Raw genomic sequence first — 22,577 nt, 5'->3', positions numbered from 1 at the left:
TCGTAGATTTTTAGCATCATTTAAGTTTTTTGCATCAAGTATTTTAAAAATGTGCTTTTTTAAATCAATTAACTCATTGAATTCTTCTTTTTCTAATTGGTTTTTGTCAAAATAATCTCTAAATCTTTTGTTTATGTTCTGTTTTACATGAAATTTGCAGAAATGTTGTTTAACTTTTAATTTATCTATTGCTTCCCTATATTCGTGTTTTAAATCTGTTCCAATTGAAATCTTTTCTTGATTTCTTAGGGATTCATGTAAAAATTGATAAATGGTCTTAGAATCTTCTGATTTGACTAATTTGACAGAAACAAGAGTATTTAATTTAACATCGAATAATGCTAAAAGATAGTTCCATTTACCTTTAATTTTCACCCAAAGACTGTCGAATAAGTAATATCCAGAATAAGTTCTATTTTCATAGTTAAATTCATATTTTGATTTTAATAAGATGTTTTCAATGCTTTGATGAGATATTTCGATGTTATGTTGTTGTTTTAAATTAAATCGGATTTTATGGAGTCCTGCTCCATAAATTTGATATAAATTTTCAATACAGTCAATTACTGGCAATGTAATATTGGAATTGGGATAAACAAGTGATGATAAATCAGAATAAAAGACTTTACCACATTTTTTACATTTATACTTCTGAATAGTGCAAATTTGATCTCCAATTCTTAAAAAAATTAATTTTCTTTCATAAGTTCCATTTTTAATAGTGTGATGAGACTTACAACTTGGACAAATGGCAATCCTATTTTCAAAATGAATTTTACCTCTTTTTTCCAATCTGATTAGATTATCCTCAATATTTTCACAACCAAAACGGGAATATTAATATTTAAGTTCCACCTTATATATTAATTTTACTGCTTTTAAATTAAAAATAAAGAAAAAATAGAACGATAAAATTTCGAGACTCAAAAACTAATGAAAATTCAAATCACATAAGTTTTTGAAAGAGACTCTAAAAATATGTTTTTTTTAGGAAATCTTTATATATTAAAATAAATATAACAATTGTTATCATAATATAACTATTGTGATAATCAATAATAGGAGGATAATATATGTGTGAAATTTTTTGTTTTAATTCAAATACGCCAAAGCAAGTAAATGAATGTCTACAGTGTTTTTATAATCACTCTGAGGAACATCCGCATGGATGGGGATTAGCTAATATGCACTCTAATGAATTTGTTATAGATAAAGAACCTGTAAAAGCAACATGTAGTCAACACTTAAAAAATATATTGTCTAATCCTGTTGTTGGAAAAAATGTATTCGCTCATATCAGATTAGCCACTGTGGGTGAGATAATATCTCCCAATTGCCACCCATTTACACAAGTGGATGATAATAACAGATTCTGGATGTTAATCCATAATGGAACTATATTCGATTATCCTCCGCTTGACAACTACATTGATCAAGAATCTGGAGATACTGATTCTGAGCGAATACTATTATATATAATTGATAAAATTAACGATTTTGAAAAAGCTAAAGGTGGCTTATCAACAATAAAAGAGCGATTTAATATATTAACAGAAGTAATATCAGATTTATCTAAAAATAATAAGTTAAATTTAATGATTTATGATGGGGATTTAACATATATTCATTCCAATATGAGGAATTCCCTATATTATTTAAAAAATGAAGAGGGCTTTTTAGTTGCATCAACTCCACTGACTGATGATGAGAATTGGAAACCTGTGGAATTAAATAAACTGTTCGGTTTGATTGATGGAAATATTATTTTCGAAAGTAGTGAGCATGAAAACGAATTTATATTGAGCGAAGAGCATGAAAAAGCTATTGGAGAATTTTTAAATTCATTAAATGGGGATGGGATTAATGATTAATAAGGAACAGATTAGAAACAAATTGTATGATGAATTTATACAGCCAACTAATCAAAAAAAGGATTTCATTGGTGTTGAAATTGAAATTCCAATCATTAATCTTGATAAAAAAGCAGTGGATTTTGATTTAGTTCATGAAATTACTCATAAATTTCAAAATCAATACTCTGATTTCAAAACTGAGGGTATTGATTATGATGGTAATGTTTTTGCACTGAAAAACCCGAAGACTGATGATATCGTTTGCTATGATTGTTCTTATAATAATATAGAATTTGCAATGGGTCGTGAAGAGGAGCTATTTGCTATCAATGACAGATTCTGTGACTATTATTCATTTGTAAAGGAATCTTTTGAAGAACATAATCATACATTAACTGGAATGGGCATAAATCCATACAGAAAATATAATGAAAATATCCCTATTCCATCTGAAAGATATTTGATGCTTTATCATCATTTAAAATCTTTTAAAAATTATAAAGACATTCCAATGCATTTTCACAGATTCCCTGAATATGGAATGTTTTCATCAGCTTCACAGGTTCAATTGGATATTTACAGGGATGATTTGGTAAAAACAATCAATGTCTTTTCTAAAATTGAACCGATTAAGGCATTATTATTTTCTAATTCCGTTTTATTTGGACAAAATGATAATATTACTTGCTTTAGGGATGCATTATGGGAATATTCAACTCATGGGGTAAATCCTCATAATATTGGAATGTATGATGTCGATTTTAAGGATTTAAATGACCTTCAATCTTATCTTGAGTCTTTAAATATCTATTGTGTCATGAGAGACGGAGCATATATCAATTTCCCTTCAATGAATCTTTTGGACTATTTCAGCAGAGATTATGTTAGGGGCGAAATCTATTGCAATGGGGAATATAGGGATATTGAAATAAAACCTTGCATTAGTGACATTAAATATTTAAGGCCATTTAAATTTATTAATTTAACATTCAGAGGTACAGTTGAATTTAGAAGTATTTGCACTCAACCAATTCGCGATTCCATGTCCGTTGCTGCATTTCATTTAGGTCTTAAAGGAAAACTCGATGAATTGGATGATATAATTACTAACGATACTGCAATATATCATAAGGGATATACTGCAGGTGAACTTAGAAAATTATTGATTCAGGATGAAATTCCAAAGATATTTAACAAAAAGGAATTGTGTGCATTATCTAAAGAAATTGTCAATTTGGCAAAAGATGGACTTAAGGAAAGAGGAATTGGTGAAGAAGTATTCCTAAATCCTTTATATAATCGTATTAAAAAACATACAAATCCTGGAAAGATAATCATTGATTCAATAAAAAATAATGTTAAAATCGAGAAATTGATTGATGATTATGGTAGATTAAGCGTAATTTAGATGAAGGAAGTGATGAAATGAATTTAGCGAATTTATCTAAATTATCTTCAAATGAAATTTTGGAAGGTTCATTTGGTATTGAATGGGAATCTTTAAGGGCAAAAGATGATGGCAAATTATCTTTAACACCTCATCCTGCTGTTTTTGGAGATAAACTTACAAATCCTTTAATTACGACTGATTTTTCTGAAAGTCAAATAGAAATAATAACTCCTACCTTTGACACTATTGATGATGCATTTGAAAACTTTTCATTATTGTCGGATATGGTAAATGCCTCACTTCCTCGGGATGAGTATCTTTGGTTTCAGTCAATTCCATGTATTTTGCCGTATTGGGACCAAATTCCAATAGCGCAGTACTCCGAGGAAGGTGAATCATCACAAAAGTATCGTGAAGATCTCGCCCGCAGATATGGTGTTAAAAAACAGATGATTTCAGGAGTCCATTTTAACTTTTCGTTTTCTGAAAGATTCTTAAAAAAATTATACTCTCTGGAAAATGATGATTTAAGCTTTAAGGATTTTAAAGATGACATTTACTTAAAGATAGCCAGAAATTATTTGAGATATTGCTGGCTGATTATTTATCTGACTGGATGTTCAATCGGTTCTCATAAAACATTTTCAAATGATTGCATTCACTTGATGGATGCTAAGGACGATTACGGCAGTTATTACTCCACCAAAGGTCCTTCATTTAGAAATGCTTCTTGCGGATATAAAAATTTAAAAGATTTGTATCCTTCCTATAATTCTGTTAATGAATTCGTAGGTGATATTAACAGTTTCATTGATAATGGGGATTTGTCTGAAGCAAAAGAGTTATACACTCAAATTAGACTAAAACCAAAAAATCCTAAAGACTTATTGAATTCCTTAAAGGACAGTGGTATAGAATATATTGAAATAAGAACATTGGATATTAATCCGTTTTATCAATGTGGAATTGTAAATCGTGATATGAAATTCCTGCATTTGTTTTTGATTTATATGCTTGTCAAAGATGAATCGGATTATCTGGCTTGGCAAAATGAAGCTAAAATCAATGAGGAAAGAACTGCCGAATCTGGTTATGTTGATTCAATGAGATTATTGAGGGACGGTTGTGAAGTAACCCTTAAAGATTGGGCTTATGAAATTATAAATGAAATGTATGTTATGTGTGATAAATTGAAAATAGATGGGTTTGATACTTTGAATTTAATGATGAATCGTGTTTCAAATCCGGATTTTACTTATGGTAAAATGCTTTTAAGTTTAATCGAGCAACATGGTTACATCAACACTCACATAATGTTATCTAAAAATAATAAGCAAATTAGCAGGGATAATTTGAGAAATTGTGACGTTGACAGTTGTGATGAAGTTAAAAAGTATTTCGATGTAGCATTGGCAGGCAAATAATTTTTATTTTTAATTTAATTTATAATGATGGGGATATTATGGAGTTTTTAAGACAAACTGAGGTAATCCAGTGGAAAGATGGTGAATACCAGACAATTAAGGAAAATAGTGTTGATGATGAATATACTTATCTGTTTATTGATTATTTGCCTCCCCGCAAGTTTTCAACTTATCCAATAGATTTAAAAGATTTTGCTGTAGGATATTGTCTCGGAGAAGGTTTAATAAAAGATTATAGTGATATCGAGTCAATAACAGTAGATGGAACAAACCTGCTAATTTCTACAAAGTTGAGCCATGACCCTGAAGAAGACCTGGAACAGGATGGTATTGTTCAAGAGAGAAAAGGCAACTGTGAACATGCATGTGTTTGCAGATTGCTGGAATATCAGGGGGTAAACTCAGATAATGCTGGAGGAATAAGATCAGAGTTGAAAACAATCGAGCGCAATGATTCGGATTTGAAGATTAATGCAACTCAGATTATTGAAGACATGGAACATTTGACAGATGAGGCAAAAATATGGCAAAAAACAGCAGGTGTGCATGTTGCCCAACTCAAGTATAAGGATAACATCATAATTCGTGAGGATGTAAGTCGTCATGTTGCAGTTGACAAGGTCATTGGAGCTGCTGCAAAAGAGGGTTATGATTTTAGTCAATGTTATGTTTCATACAGTGGAAGAATGCCTGCGGACATGCTGATAAAAGTAATCCGAGTAGGTATTCCCATAATCATTTCAAATGCTGCTCCAGCATCCTCTGGAATTGATGTTGCACGTGCAGGTAACATTACAATGATAGGTTTTGTAAGGGATAATCGTTTTACGGTTTTCACTGCACCTGAAAGAGTGAATTTTGAGGAATAGTTTATCGGATAATGCAGCTGTGAAAACTCCATTTAAATATATTTTTATGTGATTAGAAGAGGTGAAATAATGAAGTTTAATTTAAAATTCAATGATATTGATGAGGAAAGAAATTTAAATGATAATTATTCTATAAAAAATTTGTTTGATGATTTGAGCGTATCCAGCCAAACGATTGTTGCAAAGCAGAATGGTGAAATTGCTGTTGAGGAAAGTGTGATTAATGATGGTGATACAATTCAGTTGATTCAAATAATTTATGGAGGATAATTTGTTTTTTCGTAAAATTTTTTCAAAATATTTATATAACATTTATAATTTATAGTATTATGGGGATTCAAATATAACAATTGTTAATTAAGCATATATTTATAGGATATTTATAATAATTAATAATTGTAATTAATTTAAATTAATTCGGTGAATATAATGAATAAAAAGATAACTTTTGTTTTAGTGTTGGCACTTGCTGCATTTTTGGTAATGGGTTCAGCTAGTGCAGGTCTTTTCGACTTCTTAGGGGGAGGAGACAACACTGTAAAGATAGGATATTTACCTTCAGACCACGACGCAGCATTGTTCGTCGCTGATAAACAAGGTTTATATGCTGATAAGAATATTACTACTGAACTTGTTCAGTTTAATAATGGTGGAGACTTGATGACCGCTATGGCTAGTGGTGAAGTCGATGTTGGATATGTAGGAATTGCTCCTGTTTTATCTTCTGTTTCAAAAGGAGTTCCTGTTAAAGTGATTTCCTCTGCTCAAACTGAAGGTAGTGGAATTGTTGTAACTAAAGATTCTGGAATTAATTCTGCAGCTGATTTGAAAGGTAAATCAATTGCAACTCCTGGTGAAGCTTCAATTCAGCATGTTTTACTTTCATACTACTTAAAAAAGAATGGATTATCAACAAATGATTTAAACATTTCCGCTATGAAAGTGCCTTCAATGAATGATGCTTTAAAAACCAAACAGATTGACGGTATTATTACTTTCCAACCTTATGTAAGTATTGCAGCAAACGATACTAGTAATGTTGTTTTGGAAAACTCTTCTGGAATTTTACCAAATCACCCATGTTGTGTAGTTGTCGCATCAGATGATTTCATTAAAAACCATGAAGACAAAGCTAAAGATATTGTAGATATCCATAAAAATGCTACTAAATTCATTAATGATAAAGTAGCCGCAGGTAATTCTTCTGAAGTTGTAAAACTTTTACCTGAAGATATTGTTTCAGATGCTCATTTAGAAGCAAATTCCCTACAAAGTTTCCCATTCATTTCTGGTATTGATAATGCTTTCAAAGCAGATGTGGATGCATTCCAAAAATTAGAAGTGGATATTGGTATCTTAAACGGTACTGTTTCTCACGATAAATTGTACTGGGAAGCATAGTTACTTAACTATGCTTTTTTTTTAATTTTTTTCGTATTCTTTTTTGATTATTTTCATAGCTTCTTTTGTTTGTGTATCTCCAATTCTTCCAATCATCCTTTCGTTTTCAATTACTCTTTCCATGTAAACTGCTCTTTTTTCATCATCGACAATTAGATATCTTGAAAAGTTAACTAAGCATTCAATTAAACCGGATAATCCTCGATTATAAGCTTTGATAGTTTCATCATTGATTGTCACACTTTCAATCTTGCCTTTGATTAAAAATATGCTTTGGTCATTGTCGATTGGAGTATTTTCAGGTTTTTGTTCTTCAATATCAACCACATTAACGATTATATATGATCCTGCATCCTTTAAAATGGCAATGTCCTCATCATCTGTGTAATATTCGCTTGGAAGTTTGTCGATTGTGGATTTAGTAAATATTATTGGATCTTGGGTAATGTTTACAACATATCTTTTGCTTTTTTGAATGTTTTCCAGAGTTTTTGATCCTTCAAATATCCTACATCCTATATTGTCTTTTCCAAAATACTTTAAACCAATTGCTGCAGAGTTTTTAATGCCTTTTTCATCAATTGTAGTGTAAATACATTCGTATCTTTCTTCGGTGTCAATTCCAATTTTTTCTAAATCAAAACTCATTTTACCATGTCCTGCTGGCTTGGAAAAGATTTAGATATTTTGTTAAGGTTTGTAAATACATTTATCAGTGAATCAATGTATTCTTTAATTTCTTCATTTTCAATTTTTTTCAAAGCGTCAATATACTGCGGAAACACCTGTTTTCCGTTTTCAAAAAATAGATAATAATCATTAAACTGTATTTCTTCTCCATTTAAATCAGAAATGATATCTTTATATAACTCTTCAAAATCCCTACAACTTTCTTTGAACATTTCTTTAATGTCATCATTATTTTGTGAAGTTTCTAATTTTTCTAAAGTGTTGTTTAATCTAATTATAGAAATAGTATAAAGTTCTAAATCAATTTCACCATTCATAAAATCACTTATAATAAATGATTCAAAAAATAAAAAAAGAGTAATTTCTCGTATGAGAAATTATAATTTGATTTTAATATCGAGTGCAGATGAACCTTCTTCGTATACGAAGATTGGGTTAATGTCTAACTCAGATATTTCTGGGAAGTCTAAGGTTAATCTAGCTACTCTTTTAATAGCTTCTTTAACTTCTTCGACATCACAAGGAGCTTCACCTCTGTATCCTTCAAGTAATTTGGATACTTTGGTTGAATTAATTTGTTCATCAATTTCTTGAGAGCTCATTCCTTTTGCAAGGTTGAATGAAACGTCTTCAATAAGGTTTACATAGATTCCACCCATACCGAATGCAATCATAGGACCAAATTGTTTGTCACGAATCATACCTACAATGACTTCTTCACCGGAATCCATCATTTTTTGTACTTCTACACCATCAGGAACAATATCTGGGTGTGCTTTATTAGCGTTTGCAATAATTTCTTCATAGGTTGCTTTTGCTTCTTCAGCTGAGGAGATTCCTACTTTTACACCGCCGATATCTGATTTGTGTAAAATTTTATCGGATGCGATTTTAAGTACAACAGGGAATTCCATTTCTTCTGCCAAACTTGCAGCTTCATCAGCAGATGTGGATAATTTGATAGGTGCTGCGGAAATTCCATAAGCTTCAGCTACTGCATAAGCTTCACTACCAAGTAATGTGTCTCTTCCATCAGCTTTGACTTTATCAAATATTGCTTTAACGGCATCTTTGTCAACATCATCTACTTTTTCAACTACATCATCATAGGTTCTTTCTTCTAATCTTTTGAATCTAACCATTGCTTCAAGAGCAGTTACAGCAGTTTCAGGGAATACGTAGGTTGGTATACCGTTTTCTCTTAAAACATCATTTGCGGCTTCAAATGATGGACCTCCCATATTAACGACAATAACAGGTTTTTCAAATTTATTTTTCTCTTCAATGATTGCTTCTGCAATTCCATCAGGGTCAGCAGATGCAGTTGGACATACCATAACGATTAAACTGTCAACATCTTCATAACCTAAAACAAGTTCTAATGATTCTTTGTATCTGATTACTGGTGCATCACCTAATACATCGATAGGGTTTTTAGCACTTCCTTCTTCAGTTACGCATTCTTTTAGTTTTGCAGTGGTTTCTTCATCAAATTGCACGAGGTTTAAGCCAGCTTTTTCCATTGCATCTACGGTTAATACTCCTCCACCACCAGCGTTGGTAATAATTGCTACATTATCTCCTTCTGGAAGTGGTGCTTTGGAGAATGCTAAACCTAGGTCAAATAATTCAGCCATGGTTTCTACACGCATAATTCCGGATTGATGGAATGCTGTGTCGAATGCAAGGTCACTTCCTGCAAGTGCACCTGTGTGTGAAGATGCAGCTGCTGCTCCAGCTGAACTTGAACCTGATTTAAGAACAATAATAGGTTTTTTATGAGCTGTTTCTCTCATGGTTCTTACGAAGTCGTCGTCATCGGAAATTGATTCTAAGTAACAGATGATTACATTGGTTTCGTCATCGTCTGCCAAGTATTGTAATAATTCAATTTCAGTTACACCAGCTTTGTTTCCTAAACTGATTACTTTACTGAATCCAATTCCTGAAGTTACACTCCAATCGATAATAGCTACCATCATAGCTCCACTTTGGGAAATGAATGCCATGTTTCCTTTTGGTGGCATCATTTGTGAAAATGATCCGTTTAATGGAGTGTGTGAATCAGTTATTCCTAAACTGTTTGGTCCAATAATGTTTATACCGTATTCTTCACCAAGTGCTGTTAATTCAGCTTCTAATTTAGCACCTTCTTCTCCTACTTCTTTGAAACCTGCAGTAATAACAACCATGTTTTCCACGCCAGCTTCACCACATTCCTTGACAGTTGGGTTTACAAATTTAACTGGTATGGTAATTATTGCCAAGTCTACTTTTTCAGGTATATCTTTTATGTTTGCATATGCTTTTTTTCCTAAAATCTCTCCACCCTTTGGGTTTACTGGATATATTTCGCCTTTAAATCCATCATTGATGAGGTTATCGACAATGATGTATCCTACTTTTCCAGGTGTATTGGATGCACCAATAACAGCCACGGATTCAGGTTTAAACATCTTATTGAGATCTTTCATAAGTTTTTCTCCTTATTCTTTTTGTTAATATTATAAACATTATTCTGATTCATAATGATAAATAATTAACAATTATTATAATTATAATATATGTTATATTAATATTTAAATATGTTGTTTGATTTAACACATTCGGCCATTATTTTACACTTATCGCTTTTTTAAAAATTTTTAAATCACTTATTTTTATTAAACTTGAACAGATACTATCTAAAAAATAAATGTGGAATTTTTTGAAAAATTCTGATTTTCTCTTAAACTATATAATATAGGATAACTATAATTATATATAAATAATAAATTTTTGATATTATAATTTTTTGAAATTATGATATATGGTATCAAGGGGAATTATATGAGCTTAATTATTGCTTACATTGGAAAAAAAGGATGTGTAATGGCAGCGGATAAAAGGAAAATAGGTTATTTCGGTGATAAGGAAAATTTAGAAATATTGGAACAGGAATTGTATAATGGTGACATCAGTTCTGATGGTGAATTTAAAAGAAGGGCTGATGAATTGGGAATTTCTGTAAAAATTACTGACGATGCAACTAAGTTAAAAATAGTTGGCAATTGTGTTAGAGGTGAAGTGAGCACCAAAGGAACCTTTGAAACAAAACGTAGAAGGGTTTACGGAACAAGTAACGGTTATCAATTGGTTGAATTGATAGGTTCTGAAGTGACATCACGTACTTCCGGCAAAACAGGTATAGTTATTTTTGGTAATAATTTTGCCAAGAAGATGGCTGAACGTTTAATTTCAAAAAGATTAAAACCTTCCTCCAGTTTGAAATCCAAGGGAGAAATGTTTGAAGAAATTTTAAGAGAAGTAGCCGCTAAAACCCCTACTGTCGGTATTAATTGTGATGTTTTAAAACAAGAACCTAATTTTGACGAATCCCAAGCTCAAAGACACTTGAACGTAACTATTGATAATGATGTAAAAGTATTGGCTAAGTTCAGACAGACTTTAACCGAACAGATTGTTCAACAAAGCATTGAAATAGAATTGGCCAAAAAAATCATCAATGATGGTGACATTGGAAAAGTTGTTTCCATTGATGGAAATATATTGTATGTTCAATTAAATGATAAAACACAGGCAATGGATGGAAATTGGAAACAATTGGCCGCACCTGGTCAAAATGTCATAATGTTTACAGAAAGCAATGATGTTAAAATTGGAGATAAAGTCACTATAGATAATGAGGATTTATGTCTTAAAAAAGACAAGTCTCCTCTGAAATGTGATGTTATTCTATGTTCAATATGATGGGATTAAAATGAAATTGACATTTTTAGGAAGTGGTGGTGGAAGATTTTCCGCTATCTCTCAAAGAAGGATGACTGGAGGGTTTAGAATTGATAATATCAATGGAAAAAATTATCATATTGACCCTGGACCAGGAGCTCTTATAAGAACTTATCAGTTCGGTTTTGATCCCCGCAATCTAAGTGGAGTATTTGTTTCTCATGCACACACTGACCATTATAATGATGCTGAAATTCTTATTGAAGCTATGACTAAAGGAATGACCAGAAGATATGGGACCATTTTTGGAAGTACAAGCGTTTTGAATGGTTTTGAAAAATGGGGTCCATGCATTTCCGCTTATCATCAATCCAAGTCCAATACTGTGCTTTTAAAGCCTGATGAGGTTGTTGAAGCCGATGGCATTGAAGTAAAGGGAACAAAAACTCAACATGGCGACCCTGCAGGTGTCGGCTTTCAACTAAATTACAATGGATTTAAGGTATCTTACACTTCTGATACTGGATACTTTGATGAATTGGGTGAATGTCATGAAGGTGCGGATATTTTAATAGCTAGTGTATTGAGGCCGGGTAACAGAACCATTAATGGGCATATGTGTTCTCGCAATTTCATTGACTTGATAAATAAAGTAAAACCGAAAGTTGCTGTAATGACTCATTTGGGTCTTAAAATGATTTCTTCAAATCCTGTTACTGAAGCCAAAAAGATTTCTAAAGAAACTGGCGTTAAAGTAATTGCCGCTTTTGATGGATTGTCATTCAATGTTAACTATAAAAATCCTAAAAGATTTAGAATAATCTCACTTAAGGATACAGAATCACATGCTCACAGCACCAGCCATACATTGTATGACAGTGAAAGAAAAAATTCATATCAACTCGCATTTAAAAATAACGAGTTTGATGAACTTTCAATATTAAGAAAAAGAAAAAATTAATGTTTTAAATTTGTCGGATGAATAAATCCTGAACGAATCATATGATCTGCCAAAACAATTGCAGTGCTGGATTCTGCAACAGCAGTCACTCTAGGACAGATGCAAGGGTCGTGTCTGCCTTTAATTTCTATTTTTTCATTTTCTCTTTTTTCCAGATTAATAGAATCCTGACATTTGGAAATTGATGGTGTAGGTTTTACTGCAATTCTGGATATGATTGGCATTCCATTGCTCATTCCACCAATTATTCCACCTGAATTGTTTGTTTTTGTTGTTATCTGATTATTTTCAATTTGATACTCATCATTGATTTGGGAACCGAGATGCTTTGCAACGTCAAATCCAAGACCTATTTCAACACCTTTTACAGCACCTATGTTCATTAATATTCTTGCAAGGTCTCCATCCAGTCTTTCAAAAACAGGTTCTCCAATACCTGCAGGGATTCCAATGGCTATTGTTTCCACAATGCCTCCAACAGAATTGCCTTCCTCTTTTTTTGAAATAATCAAATCTTCCATTTCTTTTGCAGCTTTTAAATCAGCACAGCGAATGGGATTCTTTTCTATGTTTTCTTTTATTGCATTGAAATCTTGCGGGTCTGCGGTGATGTCTCCGATTTGTGTAACGTGGGATATGATTTCAATTTCTTTTGTTTCAAGGAGCTTTTTAGCTACTGCTCCTCCGATTACATGACCAATAGTCACTCTTCCGCTTCCACGACCTCCTCCGTTATAGTCGTAGTTTCCGTATTTCATCATCCAGCCAAAATCACCATGTGATGGGCGAGGAGTATTTTTAAACATTGAATAATCTTTAGAATGTTGGTTTTTGTTGAAAACAACACCTGTAATTGGGGTTCCATCTGTTTTTCCTTCAAAAATTCCAGACAGTATTTGGACCTCGTCTCCTTCTTTTCGGGGTGTTGTAACACTGCTTGTTCCAGGTTTTCTTTTATCCAGTTCTTTTTGAATATCTTCAACGGTTAATTCTAAGTTTGCAGGACATCCATCGACAACGGCACCTAAAGCCTTTCCATGGCTTGACCCGAAACTTGTTATTCTGAATTTTTCTCCTATAGAATTTGACATGAATTTGGCCTCTTATGATAATTGATGGTATATTTGTATTCTAAACATTTAAATTTTCACAAATATTTTTGCATTGTTGGAAACTTAAAACAGTTTAATCAAAATCAATATTGTGTATGATATGAATTTTTTTCAAAATTTCTATATATGTTGATTGATAAAAAGTATAAGTAATTGATATTTGAGTGATTGTTATGGAATTTCCGACTACAAGAATGAGAAGACTTAGAAAGAATGCCAAAATTAGAGATATTGTTCGTGAAACCAAACTTGAAAAAGAAGATTTGATTTATCCGATTTATTTTAAGGAAGAGCTCAATGGTGATGAAAAAGAGGAGATTTCCTCTCTTCCGGGTGAATATAGATATTCCTTGGATAGTGGAGTTGAATTTGCTAAACAATTGGAAGAAAAAGGATTGAAATCAATTATTGTATTTGGAATTCCTGCTGAAGATACTAAAGATGAAATTGCAACTCCTGACTATTCATCTACAGGAATTGTGCAGAAAGCTGTTAGAAGACTTAAAAAGGAAACAGACCTGGTCGTTATCACTGATGTGTGCTTATGCCAATACACTTCACATGGTCATTGTGGAATGATAGTTGAAAATGATGATACTGATGATGGAATCGAGATTTTAAATGATGAATCCCTACCGTATATTGCTAAAGTTGCTCTTTCACATGCACAGGCTGGTGCGGATATTGTAGCGCCTTCAGACATGATGGATGGTAGAGTCAAGGCAATTCGTGAAACATTGGATGAAAATGGATTTTATAATGTAATGATTATGTCATATTCTGCAAAATATGCCTCAGCATTTTATGAACCGTTCAGGGTTGCTGCATGTTCATCTCCTCATGCCGGAGACAGAAAATCCTATCAGATGGATCCTGCCAATGCAGTTGAGGCAATTCGCGAATGTGAACTTGATGTGATTGAAGGATGTGACTTTTTAATGGTCAAACCTGCGTTGCCGTACCTTGATGTTGTGCGCATGGTTAGGGATGAGTTCATGTTGCCTCTTGTTGCATATAATGTAAGTGGAGAATATGCAATGCTTGTGGCAGCCATTGAAAAAGGTTTTTTAACAGAAAAAGCAATTTTGGAAGCTTTGCTTTCAATTAAACGTGCTGGAGCAGACTTGATAATCACTAATTTCGCACCATATTTACTTTTGAATGAGATGATATAAATGGAAGCTAATGAAATTGCAAAAATAGCTCAAATTGCATCAGCACTTGAAGTGAGCGGATATCCAAAGCCAGGTAATGTCCACAGGACTAGAGATTATGATGATATGGTCTTTGAGGACTTTGTAATAAGTGGAATCGTAATTGGAGATACCATTCGCGAAGCATGTACTGATGTGGATGTTGACAATCCAAAATTGGGCAAATATATTTTACAGGCTGTAGCTGAAACCGACAGATGGATTAAAAACAACACCAATCTTGGTATTGTTATGATGACAACACCTATTGCTGTTGCAGCATCAATAAGTGATTCATTTGATGATATTCGTGAAAATATCAAATTGTTGATGGGAAATACGTCTGTTGATGATGCCTGTGATTTGTATGATGCAATAAATATTGCAGATGCCGGTGGAATGGGCGACCAGGATGAGTATGATGTTGCAAGCGACAATGCAAAACAGGAGTTAAGGGAAAACGGTCAAACAATGTTTGATGTATTGAAGATTTCCGCTCCCTGGGATATGCTTGCCCGTGAAATGACCTCTGACATGCCTGCCGTTTTTGAGATAGGCTATCCGACTTACCACAATCTCAGGGAAGAAAAATCCCAAAATGATGCTTGCCTTTTAACATTTTTAACAATTCTGTCACATGTTCCGGATACATTAATATCTAGAAAATATGGTGATGAGGAAGCGCTCAAGATATCCTTGATGACCAGAGATTTGCTTAAAATGAAGGATTCACCAGACTTCATCGATAGGGTTAGTGAATTTGATGATTATATGTTTAAAAATAAATATAATCCTGGAACCACTGCAGATTTAACAGCAGCTTCAATATTTGTCAGTTATTTGAAATCCCATTTCGAATAACTCCTTTTTTTATTATTTTTTAAACTAACAATCGTTAGTTTTATATAATTGTAATATATATTTATAACTAACACCTGTTAGTTGTGATGATATGAAAGTCAATAATAAGGAAAAAATTTTCAACGTTTCAGTTGATTTGTTTTCAGAGCGTGGTTATGATGGTGTATCGATTCGCCAGATTGCCCGAGAGGTTGGAATAAAGGAAAGCTCCATTTACAATCATTATCCAAGTAAGGAAGCTATTTTGGATTCAATTCTAAATTATTACATTGATAAGATGCTGTCTGAGGAGATTCCACTCAATGAAGCAAGTGCGAATCTGGACATAAGCTTTGACTATTTTTACAATGCCGGCTTAAACGCCTTTGCATCACAGCTGAAAGATGAAAAAATGTCTAAAATCACAAGAATAATCCTGATAGAATCCTATCACAATGATAAAATAAGGGATTTTCTTAAAAAAAGCATAATTGAAGAGGCAGTCAACGGCTGGATTGTGCTGTTCGATTTAATGAAATCTAAAAGGTTGATCAGGGAGGATGTTGACTCAAGACAGCTTGCAGAATCATTCTACAAGTATGGGCTGTTTTTGCTCTATGAGCATTATATCATAAATTACCCCGAAGATGATGCCAAGTTCGTTGATGAGTTATGTGGCAAGTCACAAGAGCATATTAAACTGCTTTATGATTCTGTAAGGAGGTAATGTTATCATGATAAGATTGGAAAATGAAAATGATTATTTAAGTGTTGAAGAGATGGTAAGAAACTCCTTTTGGAATATCTATCGGCCGGGAGCATTTGAGCATTACATTGTTCATAATTTAAGAAACGACAAATCTTTCATTAGTGAATTGGCTTATGTAATCGAATGTGACGGTGAAATTATTGGCCATATCAATTATTCATGGGGTCTGATTGATTATGATGATGAAAAAGTTGATGCTGCCATATTGGGTCCAATATCAATCCATGAGAATTATCAAAATCAGGGTTTGGGTTCAAAATTAATAGATTATACTCTTGATCTTGCAAAAAAAGAAGATATACCATTCGTTTTTGTAGTTGGTGATGAAAATTACTATCAAAGATTTGGCTTTGAAAGTGCATCGAATTATAATATTTTTCTAGAGGGAACCGATACCACAGATGAATGTCCCTTTTTCATGATAAAGATGCTGAATGAGACAAAACCTGAAAGTAAAATGGGAATATTTCACAATCCGGATGTGTTTGATGTTAATCAGAGTGATGTTGATGAATTTGACAAACGATTTGAATATAGGGAAAAATTAGTTTTGGATACTCAACTTAAGGAGTTGTAATTATGAATTATGTTATTATCAACGGTTCGCCGAGACGTAAAAATACCTGGAAAATGGTTGAACAGGCAAAAAAGAATCTTAACGGGAATTTTGAGGAAATCCATCTGATGAAGGAAAAAATTCCGTTTTGCAATGGTTGTTTTAAATGCATTCTGGAAAGTGAAGAAAAATGCCCTCACTATGATAAAATTAAGGAAATTCTTGATAAAATAAGATGGGCGGATGGCATCATTATAGCCTGTCCTGTATATGCCATGAATGTATCTGCTCTTTTAAAGAATTTCTTTGACCATACCGCCTATGTATATCACAGGCCTGAATTTTTCACTAAAAAAGCTTTGGTAATCGTATCCACGGCCGGAGCCGGTCAAAAGGATGTGGCCAAATATATTGATGAAACATTAAGGCATTGGGGCATAAACAAGACATATAAGATTACTTATGCATGTGGCGGAAAGAATTCAATCGATTCAAAAAACATCAATGAGATTTCACAAAAATTTGGTGGTGATGTTGAATCAGGGAAATTGCACAATCCAAAATTAGGTGATATTGTCTTTTATAATGTTTGGAGAACTTTGGCACATTCAGAAAATTCCATGGAAGCGGATAAGCAATATTGGATAAAAACTGATTTGATTAATAGTGATTTTTCTCCTGAAATCAAATTAAATCCATTGAAGAAACTATTTTCAAAAGCAATGTTTTTCATACTTAAAAGGGTGATGAAATAGTATAAATGTTGGTAAAATCAAAGGTTCTAGCAATGCTAATTGATTTTGATAGTAAAAGAAAAAGGTTTTAAAATTTATAAATTGATTGATGATAATATGGCGGAAAAAATTGCATTTGCCCCATGCAACGGAATGAGTCCCAATGGATTGGTGTCTCGTGTTGCAGTTGGGGACTGTAAAAAAGACAATGAAAATGTAATATCCATTTGCATGGGTTCAACATCAGCAGATATTGAAGGCAAAAATGATGAAATGCTTAAAAAGTATCCTCTTGTTGCGGTTAATGGATGTCCCAACGGATGTGTTAACAAAATCCTAAAAAATAAGGGAATTAATGTGGCTGGTACAATTGCAGTAAACGAGATTTTAGAATGCTTTGAAGTATCTGCAAGAGACCCTTTCAGATTGGATGATGAAGCCGAAGAGTGTGTGAAAATAATAGTCAAAGAATTAAATAAAACAATAGAAAATTTACAAAAGCTGTAAACATTGACCCAAATTCTTTTTTCATGTATTGATAAAATTGTCGTAATTCAAGATTAGCACTATCTTTATAAATCATTTTAAACATATATTATTATATTATCAATTTATAAATCATGGTGTTTAAATGAGTGATGATATTGAAAAAACCATTAAAGAATTACATATATATGAAAAGAAACTTTTAAAACAACTGGAAGCTAATCCTGTAAGTACTCCTATGCAGATATCTGTAAATACGGGCATGGATATCAAATCAGTTATGAGTGCGGCAGGATCACTTGCTTCAAAGGATATAATTGAAGTAAACAAAAAAGTTCAGGAAATCTATTCCTTAACCGATGACGGTTTAGAATATGCTGAAAACGGACTTCCTGAAAGAAAAATATTGGATGCATTGGCTGAAAAAAGAGAAATCCACATGAAGGATTTGGCTTCCGAAACAGGTATGGACAAAAAAGAAGCTAATATTGCTCTTGGTTGGTTGCGCCGTAAAAATTGGGCTCAAATCGATAAGGGAGTAGTCAATATTACTGATGTAGGTATGGATTTTGCCAATAAAGCAGGAGTCGACGAAAAGGTTCTCGATTATCTTAAAGCTAATGCTGATGGAGTTAAACTTTTCACAGATGATTTAAGGGAAGGATTTAAAAAATTAACTGGTAGGAAAAATATTTTAAATATTAAAAAAGAAACATCACACTCATTTATAATATTGCCAAAAGGTGAAGAAATTCTTAAACATGGTTTCACTATCAAAGAACAGGCTACCCAATTAACCCATGAACATTTAAAAGAAGGAGAATGGAAAAGTTTAGAATATCGTCCATATGATATTAATGCAGAAGCGCCAACAGTTTTTGCTGGTAAAAAACATCCTTTAAGAGTAATCATTGATGAAATTAGGGAAATCTTTTTAAATATGGGTTTTTCAGAAGACAACGGTGAATATGTGGAATCTGCATTCTGGAACTTTGACTCACTTTTCCAACCGCAGGATCATGCTGCTCGTGAAATGCAGGATACATTTTACCTTAAAAATCCTTTGACTTGTGATTTGCCTGACGATGATTTGGTAAAGCTTACTGCTGAAACTCATGAAACAGGTGCAGATACAGGTTCAATCGGTTGGAAATATGATTGGAGTGAAGACATTGCACGCCAAAGCGTATTGAGAACACACACAACAGGAATTTCAACAAAACATCTGTTTGAACATGAGCCTCCAATTAAAATGTTTTCTGTAGGTAGAGTATTTAGAAGAGAAACTTTTGATTATAAACACTTGCCTGAATTCCATCAGGTTGAAGGCCTTGTTTGTGGTGAGGATATCAGTTACCAAAATCTTTTAGGAACATTGAAGGAATTCTATAAAAAATTAGGTTTTGAAGTAAGGTTCAGACCTGCTTATTTCCCTTATACTTATTTATCTACTGAATCTGAAATTTATTTGGAAGAAAAAGGCAGCTGGATTGAACTAGGTGGTGCTGGAATGTTCAGACCAGAAGTATTAAAACCATTAGGCATCAATCAACCTGCTTTAGCTTTCGGTATGGGTATTGAAAGGCTTGCCATGATTAGATATGGTGTAGAGGATATTCGTATGCTTTACAAAAGTGATATTAACTGGCTTCGTGAAGTGCCTCTTGATAAAGGAGTTAGATTATAATGTCAATCAAGCTGGTTTCTTGGAATGTTAATGGTATTAGGGCAGTCTCCAAAAAGGATGAATTCTGGGACTGGTTTGACAATACTGATGCAGATATTATTAACTTTCAGGAAGTTAGGGCTACCCAAGATAAAATTCCCAAGAAATTGGCTGATGTCGATGGATATGAACAGTATTTTAATGAAGCTGAAAAGAAAGGATACAGCGGTGTTGGAACCTATTCAAAAATAGAACCTGTTGAGGTTACTAAAGGTCTTGGTGTAGAAAATCTTGACAGTGAAGGCAGGGTTTTAAAAATCGAATATCCTGATTTTATTTTATATAATATTTATTTTCCAAACAGTGGCATGAATGCAAAAAGACTTGATTTTAAGGTTGATTTTTGCAATGCATTATTGGAGCAGCTGGTTGAGCTAAAAAATGCGGGAAAAAACATTGTCATTACTGGTGATTATAATATAGCTCATAATCCTATTGATGTTTACAACCCTAAAAATTGTGAAGGAAAATCAGGTTATTTGCCTGAAGAACGTGCATGGCTGGATGAACTTGAAAAGGCCGGTTTTGTTGATACGTTTAGAATGTTTGATGAAGGTGAAAATAACTTTACTTGGTGGAGTTACAGAACTCGCGCACGTGAAAGGAACGCCGGTTGGAGATTGGATTATTTCTATGTTAATGAAGAGATTAAGGATAATGTAAAATCTGCTAAAATTTTAAATGAAATTTACGGTTCCGACCACTGTCCTGTGACTTTGGAATTGGAATTTTAAAAAATAGTTTGGATTGGTGATTTATAATATTGTTTTTACATCACCAATATCTTCAGCAATTGTAATGTCTAATTTTTCTTTTTTTATGTATTCTCTGTCTTCTTCAGTAATGTCTGAATTTACAAGAATAGCACTCATTCCAGCATTAACAGCACCTAATGCATCTTCTTTGAACTTATTTCCAATCATTACAGATTTTTCAGGATTACCGTTCATTTTTCTAAGTGCAACATCATAAATCAATTTTTGCGGTTTGTTTTTCCCGACTTCTTCGGAGGTTATTACCGCATCAAAAAATGAGTGTACGTTAAGTCTAACTAATTTTTCCCATTGCTTGATTGTAATGCCGTTTGAAATAACTGCTAAACGATAACCTTGGCTTTTTAAATATATCAATGTATTTATTGTTTCGGGAAATGGTCTTAAAAGTGCCATTTTAACATTGTGGTAGGTTATCATTCCTAGTGCTACAAGCATAGGATCTTCATGGCCAAGAACAACTTGGGTCAATACATTAAAGTGTCTTCCGTAATTTGATCCTTTTTCTCGAATTATAGTCTTTAAAACACCATATGCTTCATCTTTATCCAATGGTAATCCGTTATCAACCATCAATCCAATAGCTGCTTTTCTTGCAGTTTCAGCAAAATCAGATGTGTCAAGCAGAGTACCATCTACGTCAAAGAAAACAACACGTTCATCATTATTAATCATATACTTTTAATTTTGGTGGTGATGTGTTATATATTTTTTTAGAAAAATGCATCTAGACTTTGCTGGACTTCGCCCCGTGACATGTCCTGCAAATCCTTTTTGGAATATCCGAATGAATACATGATTCTTTCAATTGCGGGAATAAGTTGATTATTGATATAATAGTCCTTGTCATATGCATATCCTTCACTATACTCATAAGGTATTGCACGCTGACTAATAGAACCTTTTCCTCTTACGATTATATACTGTACAATGGTTCCTCGTGTGACTTTAATGCCATGTTCTTCTATTTTCCTTGCAGCAACAACATGTGGTCCAACCTGCTTGTATTGGTCAAGGGGTTTGGTGATTTGTGTGTGGATAATCAGTTCCTTGTTTTCCACTTCACCATTTTTGATTCTTTTGAATACTTTTTTAACTTCTTTGATGGCTTTATTAGAATCTCCTTCCTTTAATATGGCCATTAAAACAGCTTCTTGGGTTTTTTTAACAATTGGTGCCCAGTCTCTTCTGACTAATTCCAATCCTTTAGCTATAATCTCTCCATCTTCAATTACTGCATATCTTTTTTTGCTTACAAAAAATCCTCTTCTGTAAAATCCTTCATATTCCAATTCCATGCTTTCTGGAAGGGTTGAATTCAGATATGCGATAAATTTTTGGGCTTGATCTTTTATTTCAGCTTCGAGAGCTATCTGTTCTTCTGTCTCTTCAATCAATCGGGACACCTTTTTATTGATATAGTATAATATATGTTATCTTGTTATAATACTTTGCTAAATCAATTTTTTAATATTAAATCAATTTTATTGCATTAAAATTAAGTTATTTACATTATTGAGTTTTTATATTACTTTTCAGATGCTCTTAGGTTTATTATATAAGTTATATTGGTAATAGTATATGTGAGGTTGATATAATGAAAAAAAGATTAATATCAAGTTATGATGAGGTAAACGATACCTTTGTAGGTAAAGTTGATGGTAGAAATGGATATTGTGCGGACTTTGGAATTTCAAATGGCATCTATCTGGGAGTTGACATCTTTAATTTCCCCACCTTTGTCTTAGTTTCCCGTGCATCTGAAGTTCTAAATATTTCGAAACAGTGCTTGGAAAGTGATGATGTAAAAATAGACATAGATTGTGACGAAAATTGTTTGTTGTTTGATATGTTTGTTGAAAATTCCAAAATATGTTCTGTTAAATGCCCTAACAGTTTTGGAATCCCAAATTTAAAATGCTTGATGGATAGTAACTTATGAGTTCTATCCTTTTTTTTATTTTTTTTTCGAATGGCTCTTTCAAAAACTTAATTGATTTTGATCAAAAAAATTTTTGAAGAGAAACATTATTTTCTTTTCTAATTTTTCTTTATTTTTAATTTAAAAGTA

At 32.8% G+C, this 22,577-nt stretch carries 24 protein-coding genes; 17 read left to right on the top strand and 7 right to left on the bottom strand.

From position 1 onward, the window contains the following. On the bottom strand, positions 1-792 hold a 792-nt coding region (locus QZN45_RS09800), incomplete at its 3' end, for a DDE-type integrase/transposase/recombinase (protein ID WP_296812705.1). Between the two features lie 281 nt (positions 793-1,073). Here QZN45_RS09800 and QZN45_RS09795 point away from each other — a divergent pair. The 6 genes from QZN45_RS09795 (at position 1,074) to QZN45_RS09770 (ending at position 6,937) form a co-directional block, all read left to right on the top strand. Then, complete coding sequence (locus QZN45_RS09795; RefSeq protein WP_296812703.1) at positions 1,074-1,871, top strand: class II glutamine amidotransferase; 798 nt, start codon at positions 1,074-1,076, stop codon at positions 1,869-1,871. Further along, positions 1,864-3,261, top strand: coding sequence for a hypothetical protein (locus QZN45_RS09790; protein ID WP_296812702.1), 1,398 nt, complete (start codon positions 1,864-1,866; stop codon positions 3,259-3,261). The genes QZN45_RS09795 and QZN45_RS09790 overlap by 8 nt, the downstream gene beginning before the upstream one ends. A gap of 17 nt (positions 3,262-3,278) precedes the next feature. Further along, on the top strand, positions 3,279-4,667 hold the full coding sequence (locus tag QZN45_RS09785; RefSeq protein WP_296812700.1) for a glutamate--cysteine ligase: 1,389 nt from the start codon (positions 3,279-3,281) through the stop codon (positions 4,665-4,667). Positions 4,668-4,705: 38 nt separating this feature from the next. Continuing rightward, positions 4,706-5,536 carry a formate dehydrogenase accessory sulfurtransferase FdhD gene (gene fdhD, locus QZN45_RS09780; protein ID WP_292606636.1) on the top strand — a complete coding sequence of 277 codons (831 nt, stop codon included), beginning with the start codon at positions 4,706-4,708 and terminating at the stop codon, positions 5,534-5,536. A gap of 69 nt (positions 5,537-5,605) precedes the next feature. Then, positions 5,606-5,806: a MoaD/ThiS family protein gene (locus QZN45_RS09775; RefSeq protein ID WP_296812699.1), complete on the top strand. Its 201-nt coding sequence runs from the start codon at positions 5,606-5,608 to the stop codon at positions 5,804-5,806. A 159-nt stretch (positions 5,807-5,965) separates the two neighbouring features. Further along, on the top strand, positions 5,966-6,937 hold the full coding sequence (locus QZN45_RS09770; protein WP_292606633.1) for an ABC transporter substrate-binding protein: 972 nt from the start codon (positions 5,966-5,968) through the stop codon (positions 6,935-6,937). Between the two features lie 21 nt (positions 6,938-6,958). On the opposite strand, the gene QZN45_RS09765 is transcribed toward QZN45_RS09770, so the two are convergent. From QZN45_RS09765 to acs, 3 genes are read right to left on the bottom strand one after another with little or no spacing between them, the layout of a single operon-like run. Then, entirely contained in the window at positions 6,959-7,585 is a 627-nt protein-coding gene (locus QZN45_RS09765; RefSeq protein WP_296812697.1) for a DUF447 domain-containing protein, read from the bottom strand. Beyond that, the gene (locus QZN45_RS09760) at positions 7,582-7,944 is read right to left on the bottom strand and encodes a hypothetical protein (protein ID WP_296812696.1); all 363 of its coding nucleotides are present in this window, start codon (positions 7,942-7,944) and stop codon (positions 7,582-7,584) included. Before QZN45_RS09760 ends, QZN45_RS09765 begins: the two co-directional genes overlap by 4 nt. Before the next feature lie 60 nt (positions 7,945-8,004). Then, positions 8,005-10,101 carry an acetate--CoA ligase alpha subunit gene (gene acs / locus QZN45_RS09755; RefSeq protein ID WP_292606627.1) on the bottom strand — a complete coding sequence of 699 codons (2,097 nt, stop codon included), beginning with the start codon at positions 10,099-10,101 and terminating at the stop codon, positions 8,005-8,007. A 355-nt stretch (positions 10,102-10,456) separates the two neighbouring features. Here acs and QZN45_RS09750 point away from each other — a divergent pair, with 355 nt between their 5' ends. After that, on the top strand, positions 10,457-11,377 hold the full coding sequence (locus QZN45_RS09750; RefSeq protein ID WP_296812695.1) for a DUF2121 domain-containing protein: 921 nt from the start codon (positions 10,457-10,459) through the stop codon (positions 11,375-11,377). 10 nt (positions 11,378-11,387) lie between these two features. Then, complete coding sequence (locus QZN45_RS09745; protein ID WP_292606664.1) at positions 11,388-12,317, top strand: MBL fold metallo-hydrolase; 930 nt, start codon at positions 11,388-11,390, stop codon at positions 12,315-12,317. On the opposite strand, the gene aroC is transcribed toward QZN45_RS09745, so the two are convergent. Then, complete coding sequence (gene aroC, locus QZN45_RS09740) at positions 12,314-13,408, bottom strand: chorismate synthase (RefSeq protein ID WP_292606623.1); 1,095 nt, start codon at positions 13,406-13,408, stop codon at positions 12,314-12,316. The genes QZN45_RS09745 and aroC overlap by 4 nt on opposite strands. 194 nt (positions 13,409-13,602) lie before the next feature. Here aroC and hemB point away from each other — a divergent pair, with 194 nt between their 5' ends. The 8 genes from hemB to QZN45_RS09700 all read left to right on the top strand — a co-directional run bounded on the left by hemB (position 13,603) and on the right by QZN45_RS09700 (position 20,467). After that, a complete protein-coding gene (gene hemB / locus QZN45_RS09735) occupies positions 13,603-14,604 on the top strand; it encodes a porphobilinogen synthase (protein ID WP_296812692.1) in 1,002 nt (333 codons plus the stop codon). Continuing rightward, the gene (locus QZN45_RS09730; RefSeq protein ID WP_292606619.1) at positions 14,605-15,483 is read left to right on the top strand and encodes a triphosphoribosyl-dephospho-CoA synthase; all 879 of its coding nucleotides are present in this window, start codon (positions 14,605-14,607) and stop codon (positions 15,481-15,483) included. It abuts the gene before it with no gap. A 91-nt stretch (positions 15,484-15,574) separates the two neighbouring features. After that, positions 15,575-16,189 (top strand): TetR/AcrR family transcriptional regulator, encoded by a 615-nt coding sequence (locus QZN45_RS09725; protein ID WP_292881098.1) that lies wholly within the window; start codon positions 15,575-15,577, stop codon positions 16,187-16,189. 7 nt (positions 16,190-16,196) lie between these two features. Then, positions 16,197-16,808 (top strand): GNAT family N-acetyltransferase, encoded by a 612-nt coding sequence (locus tag QZN45_RS09720; RefSeq protein ID WP_296812690.1) that lies wholly within the window; start codon positions 16,197-16,199, stop codon positions 16,806-16,808. 2 nt (positions 16,809-16,810) lie between these two features. Beyond that, positions 16,811-17,542: a flavodoxin family protein gene (locus QZN45_RS09715; RefSeq protein WP_296812689.1), complete on the top strand. Its 732-nt coding sequence runs from the start codon at positions 16,811-16,813 to the stop codon at positions 17,540-17,542. 96 nt (positions 17,543-17,638) lie between these two features. Then, positions 17,639-18,028: a putative zinc-binding protein gene (locus QZN45_RS09710; protein ID WP_296812686.1), complete on the top strand. Its 390-nt coding sequence runs from the start codon at positions 17,639-17,641 to the stop codon at positions 18,026-18,028. A gap of 124 nt (positions 18,029-18,152) precedes the next feature. Next, complete coding sequence (locus QZN45_RS09705) at positions 18,153-19,694, top strand: phenylalanine--tRNA ligase subunit alpha (RefSeq protein ID WP_296812684.1); 1,542 nt, start codon at positions 18,153-18,155, stop codon at positions 19,692-19,694. Next, complete coding sequence (locus tag QZN45_RS09700) at positions 19,694-20,467, top strand: exodeoxyribonuclease III (protein WP_296812682.1); 774 nt, start codon at positions 19,694-19,696, stop codon at positions 20,465-20,467. Before QZN45_RS09705 ends, QZN45_RS09700 begins: the two co-directional genes overlap by 1 nt. A 21-nt stretch (positions 20,468-20,488) precedes the next feature. Here the strand turns inward: QZN45_RS09700 and QZN45_RS09695 are convergent, their stop codons facing one another. Further along, positions 20,489-21,181: a TIGR02253 family HAD-type hydrolase gene (locus QZN45_RS09695; protein ID WP_292606606.1), complete on the bottom strand. Its 693-nt coding sequence runs from the start codon at positions 21,179-21,181 to the stop codon at positions 20,489-20,491. A gap of 38 nt (positions 21,182-21,219) precedes the next feature. After that, on the bottom strand, positions 21,220-21,903 hold the full coding sequence (locus QZN45_RS09690) for a DNA polymerase domain-containing protein (RefSeq protein ID WP_296812680.1): 684 nt from the start codon (positions 21,901-21,903) through the stop codon (positions 21,220-21,222). A gap of 200 nt (positions 21,904-22,103) precedes the next feature. Between QZN45_RS09690 and QZN45_RS09685 the strand changes: the two genes are divergently transcribed. Next, on the top strand, positions 22,104-22,448 hold the full coding sequence (locus QZN45_RS09685; RefSeq protein WP_296812678.1) for a hypothetical protein: 345 nt from the start codon (positions 22,104-22,106) through the stop codon (positions 22,446-22,448). Positions 22,449-22,577: the final 129 nt, after the last annotated feature.

This window comes from uncultured Methanobrevibacter sp., from assembly GCF_900314695.1.
GTDB lineage: Archaea > Methanobacteriota > Methanobacteria > Methanobacteriales > Methanobacteriaceae > Methanocatella.
Note: the sequence above shows the minus strand (reverse complement) of the source record. Positions and strands in the feature narration are given on the sequence as shown.

What these genes read in the sequence shown, in the direction of transcription:
- hemB (WP_296812692.1), top strand. Translation starts at nt 13,603, where the DNA reads ATGGAATTTCCGACTACAAGAATGAGAAGACTTAGAAAGAATGCCAAA.
- QZN45_RS09745 (WP_292606664.1), top strand. Translation starts at nt 11,388, where the DNA reads ATGAAATTGACATTTTTAGGAAGTGGTGGTGGAAGATTTTCCGCTATC.
- QZN45_RS09725 (WP_292881098.1), top strand. Translation starts at nt 15,575, where the DNA reads ATGAAAGTCAATAATAAGGAAAAAATTTTCAACGTTTCAGTTGATTTG.
- QZN45_RS09700 (WP_296812682.1), top strand. Translation starts at nt 19,694, where the DNA reads ATGTCAATCAAGCTGGTTTCTTGGAATGTTAATGGTATTAGGGCAGTC.
- QZN45_RS09790 (WP_296812702.1), top strand. Translation starts at nt 1,864, where the DNA reads ATGATTAATAAGGAACAGATTAGAAACAAATTGTATGATGAATTTATA.
- QZN45_RS09705 (WP_296812684.1), top strand. Translation starts at nt 18,153, where the DNA reads ATGAGTGATGATATTGAAAAAACCATTAAAGAATTACATATATATGAA.
- QZN45_RS09750 (WP_296812695.1), top strand. Translation starts at nt 10,457, where the DNA reads ATGAGCTTAATTATTGCTTACATTGGAAAAAAAGGATGTGTAATGGCA.
- QZN45_RS09710 (WP_296812686.1), top strand. Translation starts at nt 17,639, where the DNA reads ATGGCGGAAAAAATTGCATTTGCCCCATGCAACGGAATGAGTCCCAAT.
- QZN45_RS09795 (WP_296812703.1), top strand. Translation starts at nt 1,074, where the DNA reads ATGTGTGAAATTTTTTGTTTTAATTCAAATACGCCAAAGCAAGTAAAT.
- acs (WP_292606627.1), bottom strand. Translation starts at nt 10,101, where the DNA reads ATGAAAGATCTCAATAAGATGTTTAAACCTGAATCCGTGGCTGTTATT.
- QZN45_RS09775 (WP_296812699.1), top strand. Translation starts at nt 5,606, where the DNA reads ATGAAGTTTAATTTAAAATTCAATGATATTGATGAGGAAAGAAATTTA.
- QZN45_RS09685 (WP_296812678.1), top strand. Translation starts at nt 22,104, where the DNA reads ATGAAAAAAAGATTAATATCAAGTTATGATGAGGTAAACGATACCTTT.
- QZN45_RS09785 (WP_296812700.1), top strand. Translation starts at nt 3,279, where the DNA reads ATGAATTTAGCGAATTTATCTAAATTATCTTCAAATGAAATTTTGGAA.
- QZN45_RS09765 (WP_296812697.1), bottom strand. Translation starts at nt 7,585, where the DNA reads ATGAGTTTTGATTTAGAAAAAATTGGAATTGACACCGAAGAAAGATAC.
- QZN45_RS09695 (WP_292606606.1), bottom strand. Translation starts at nt 21,181, where the DNA reads ATGATTAATAATGATGAACGTGTTGTTTTCTTTGACGTAGATGGTACT.
- QZN45_RS09760 (WP_296812696.1), bottom strand. Translation starts at nt 7,944, where the DNA reads ATGAATGGTGAAATTGATTTAGAACTTTATACTATTTCTATAATTAGA.
- aroC (WP_292606623.1), bottom strand. Translation starts at nt 13,408, where the DNA reads ATGTCAAATTCTATAGGAGAAAAATTCAGAATAACAAGTTTCGGGTCA.
- QZN45_RS09730 (WP_292606619.1), top strand. Translation starts at nt 14,605, where the DNA reads ATGGAAGCTAATGAAATTGCAAAAATAGCTCAAATTGCATCAGCACTT.
- QZN45_RS09715 (WP_296812689.1), top strand. Translation starts at nt 16,811, where the DNA reads ATGAATTATGTTATTATCAACGGTTCGCCGAGACGTAAAAATACCTGG.
- QZN45_RS09770 (WP_292606633.1), top strand. Translation starts at nt 5,966, where the DNA reads ATGAATAAAAAGATAACTTTTGTTTTAGTGTTGGCACTTGCTGCATTT.
- fdhD (WP_292606636.1), top strand. Translation starts at nt 4,706, where the DNA reads ATGGAGTTTTTAAGACAAACTGAGGTAATCCAGTGGAAAGATGGTGAA.
- QZN45_RS09720 (WP_296812690.1), top strand. Translation starts at nt 16,197, where the DNA reads ATGATAAGATTGGAAAATGAAAATGATTATTTAAGTGTTGAAGAGATG.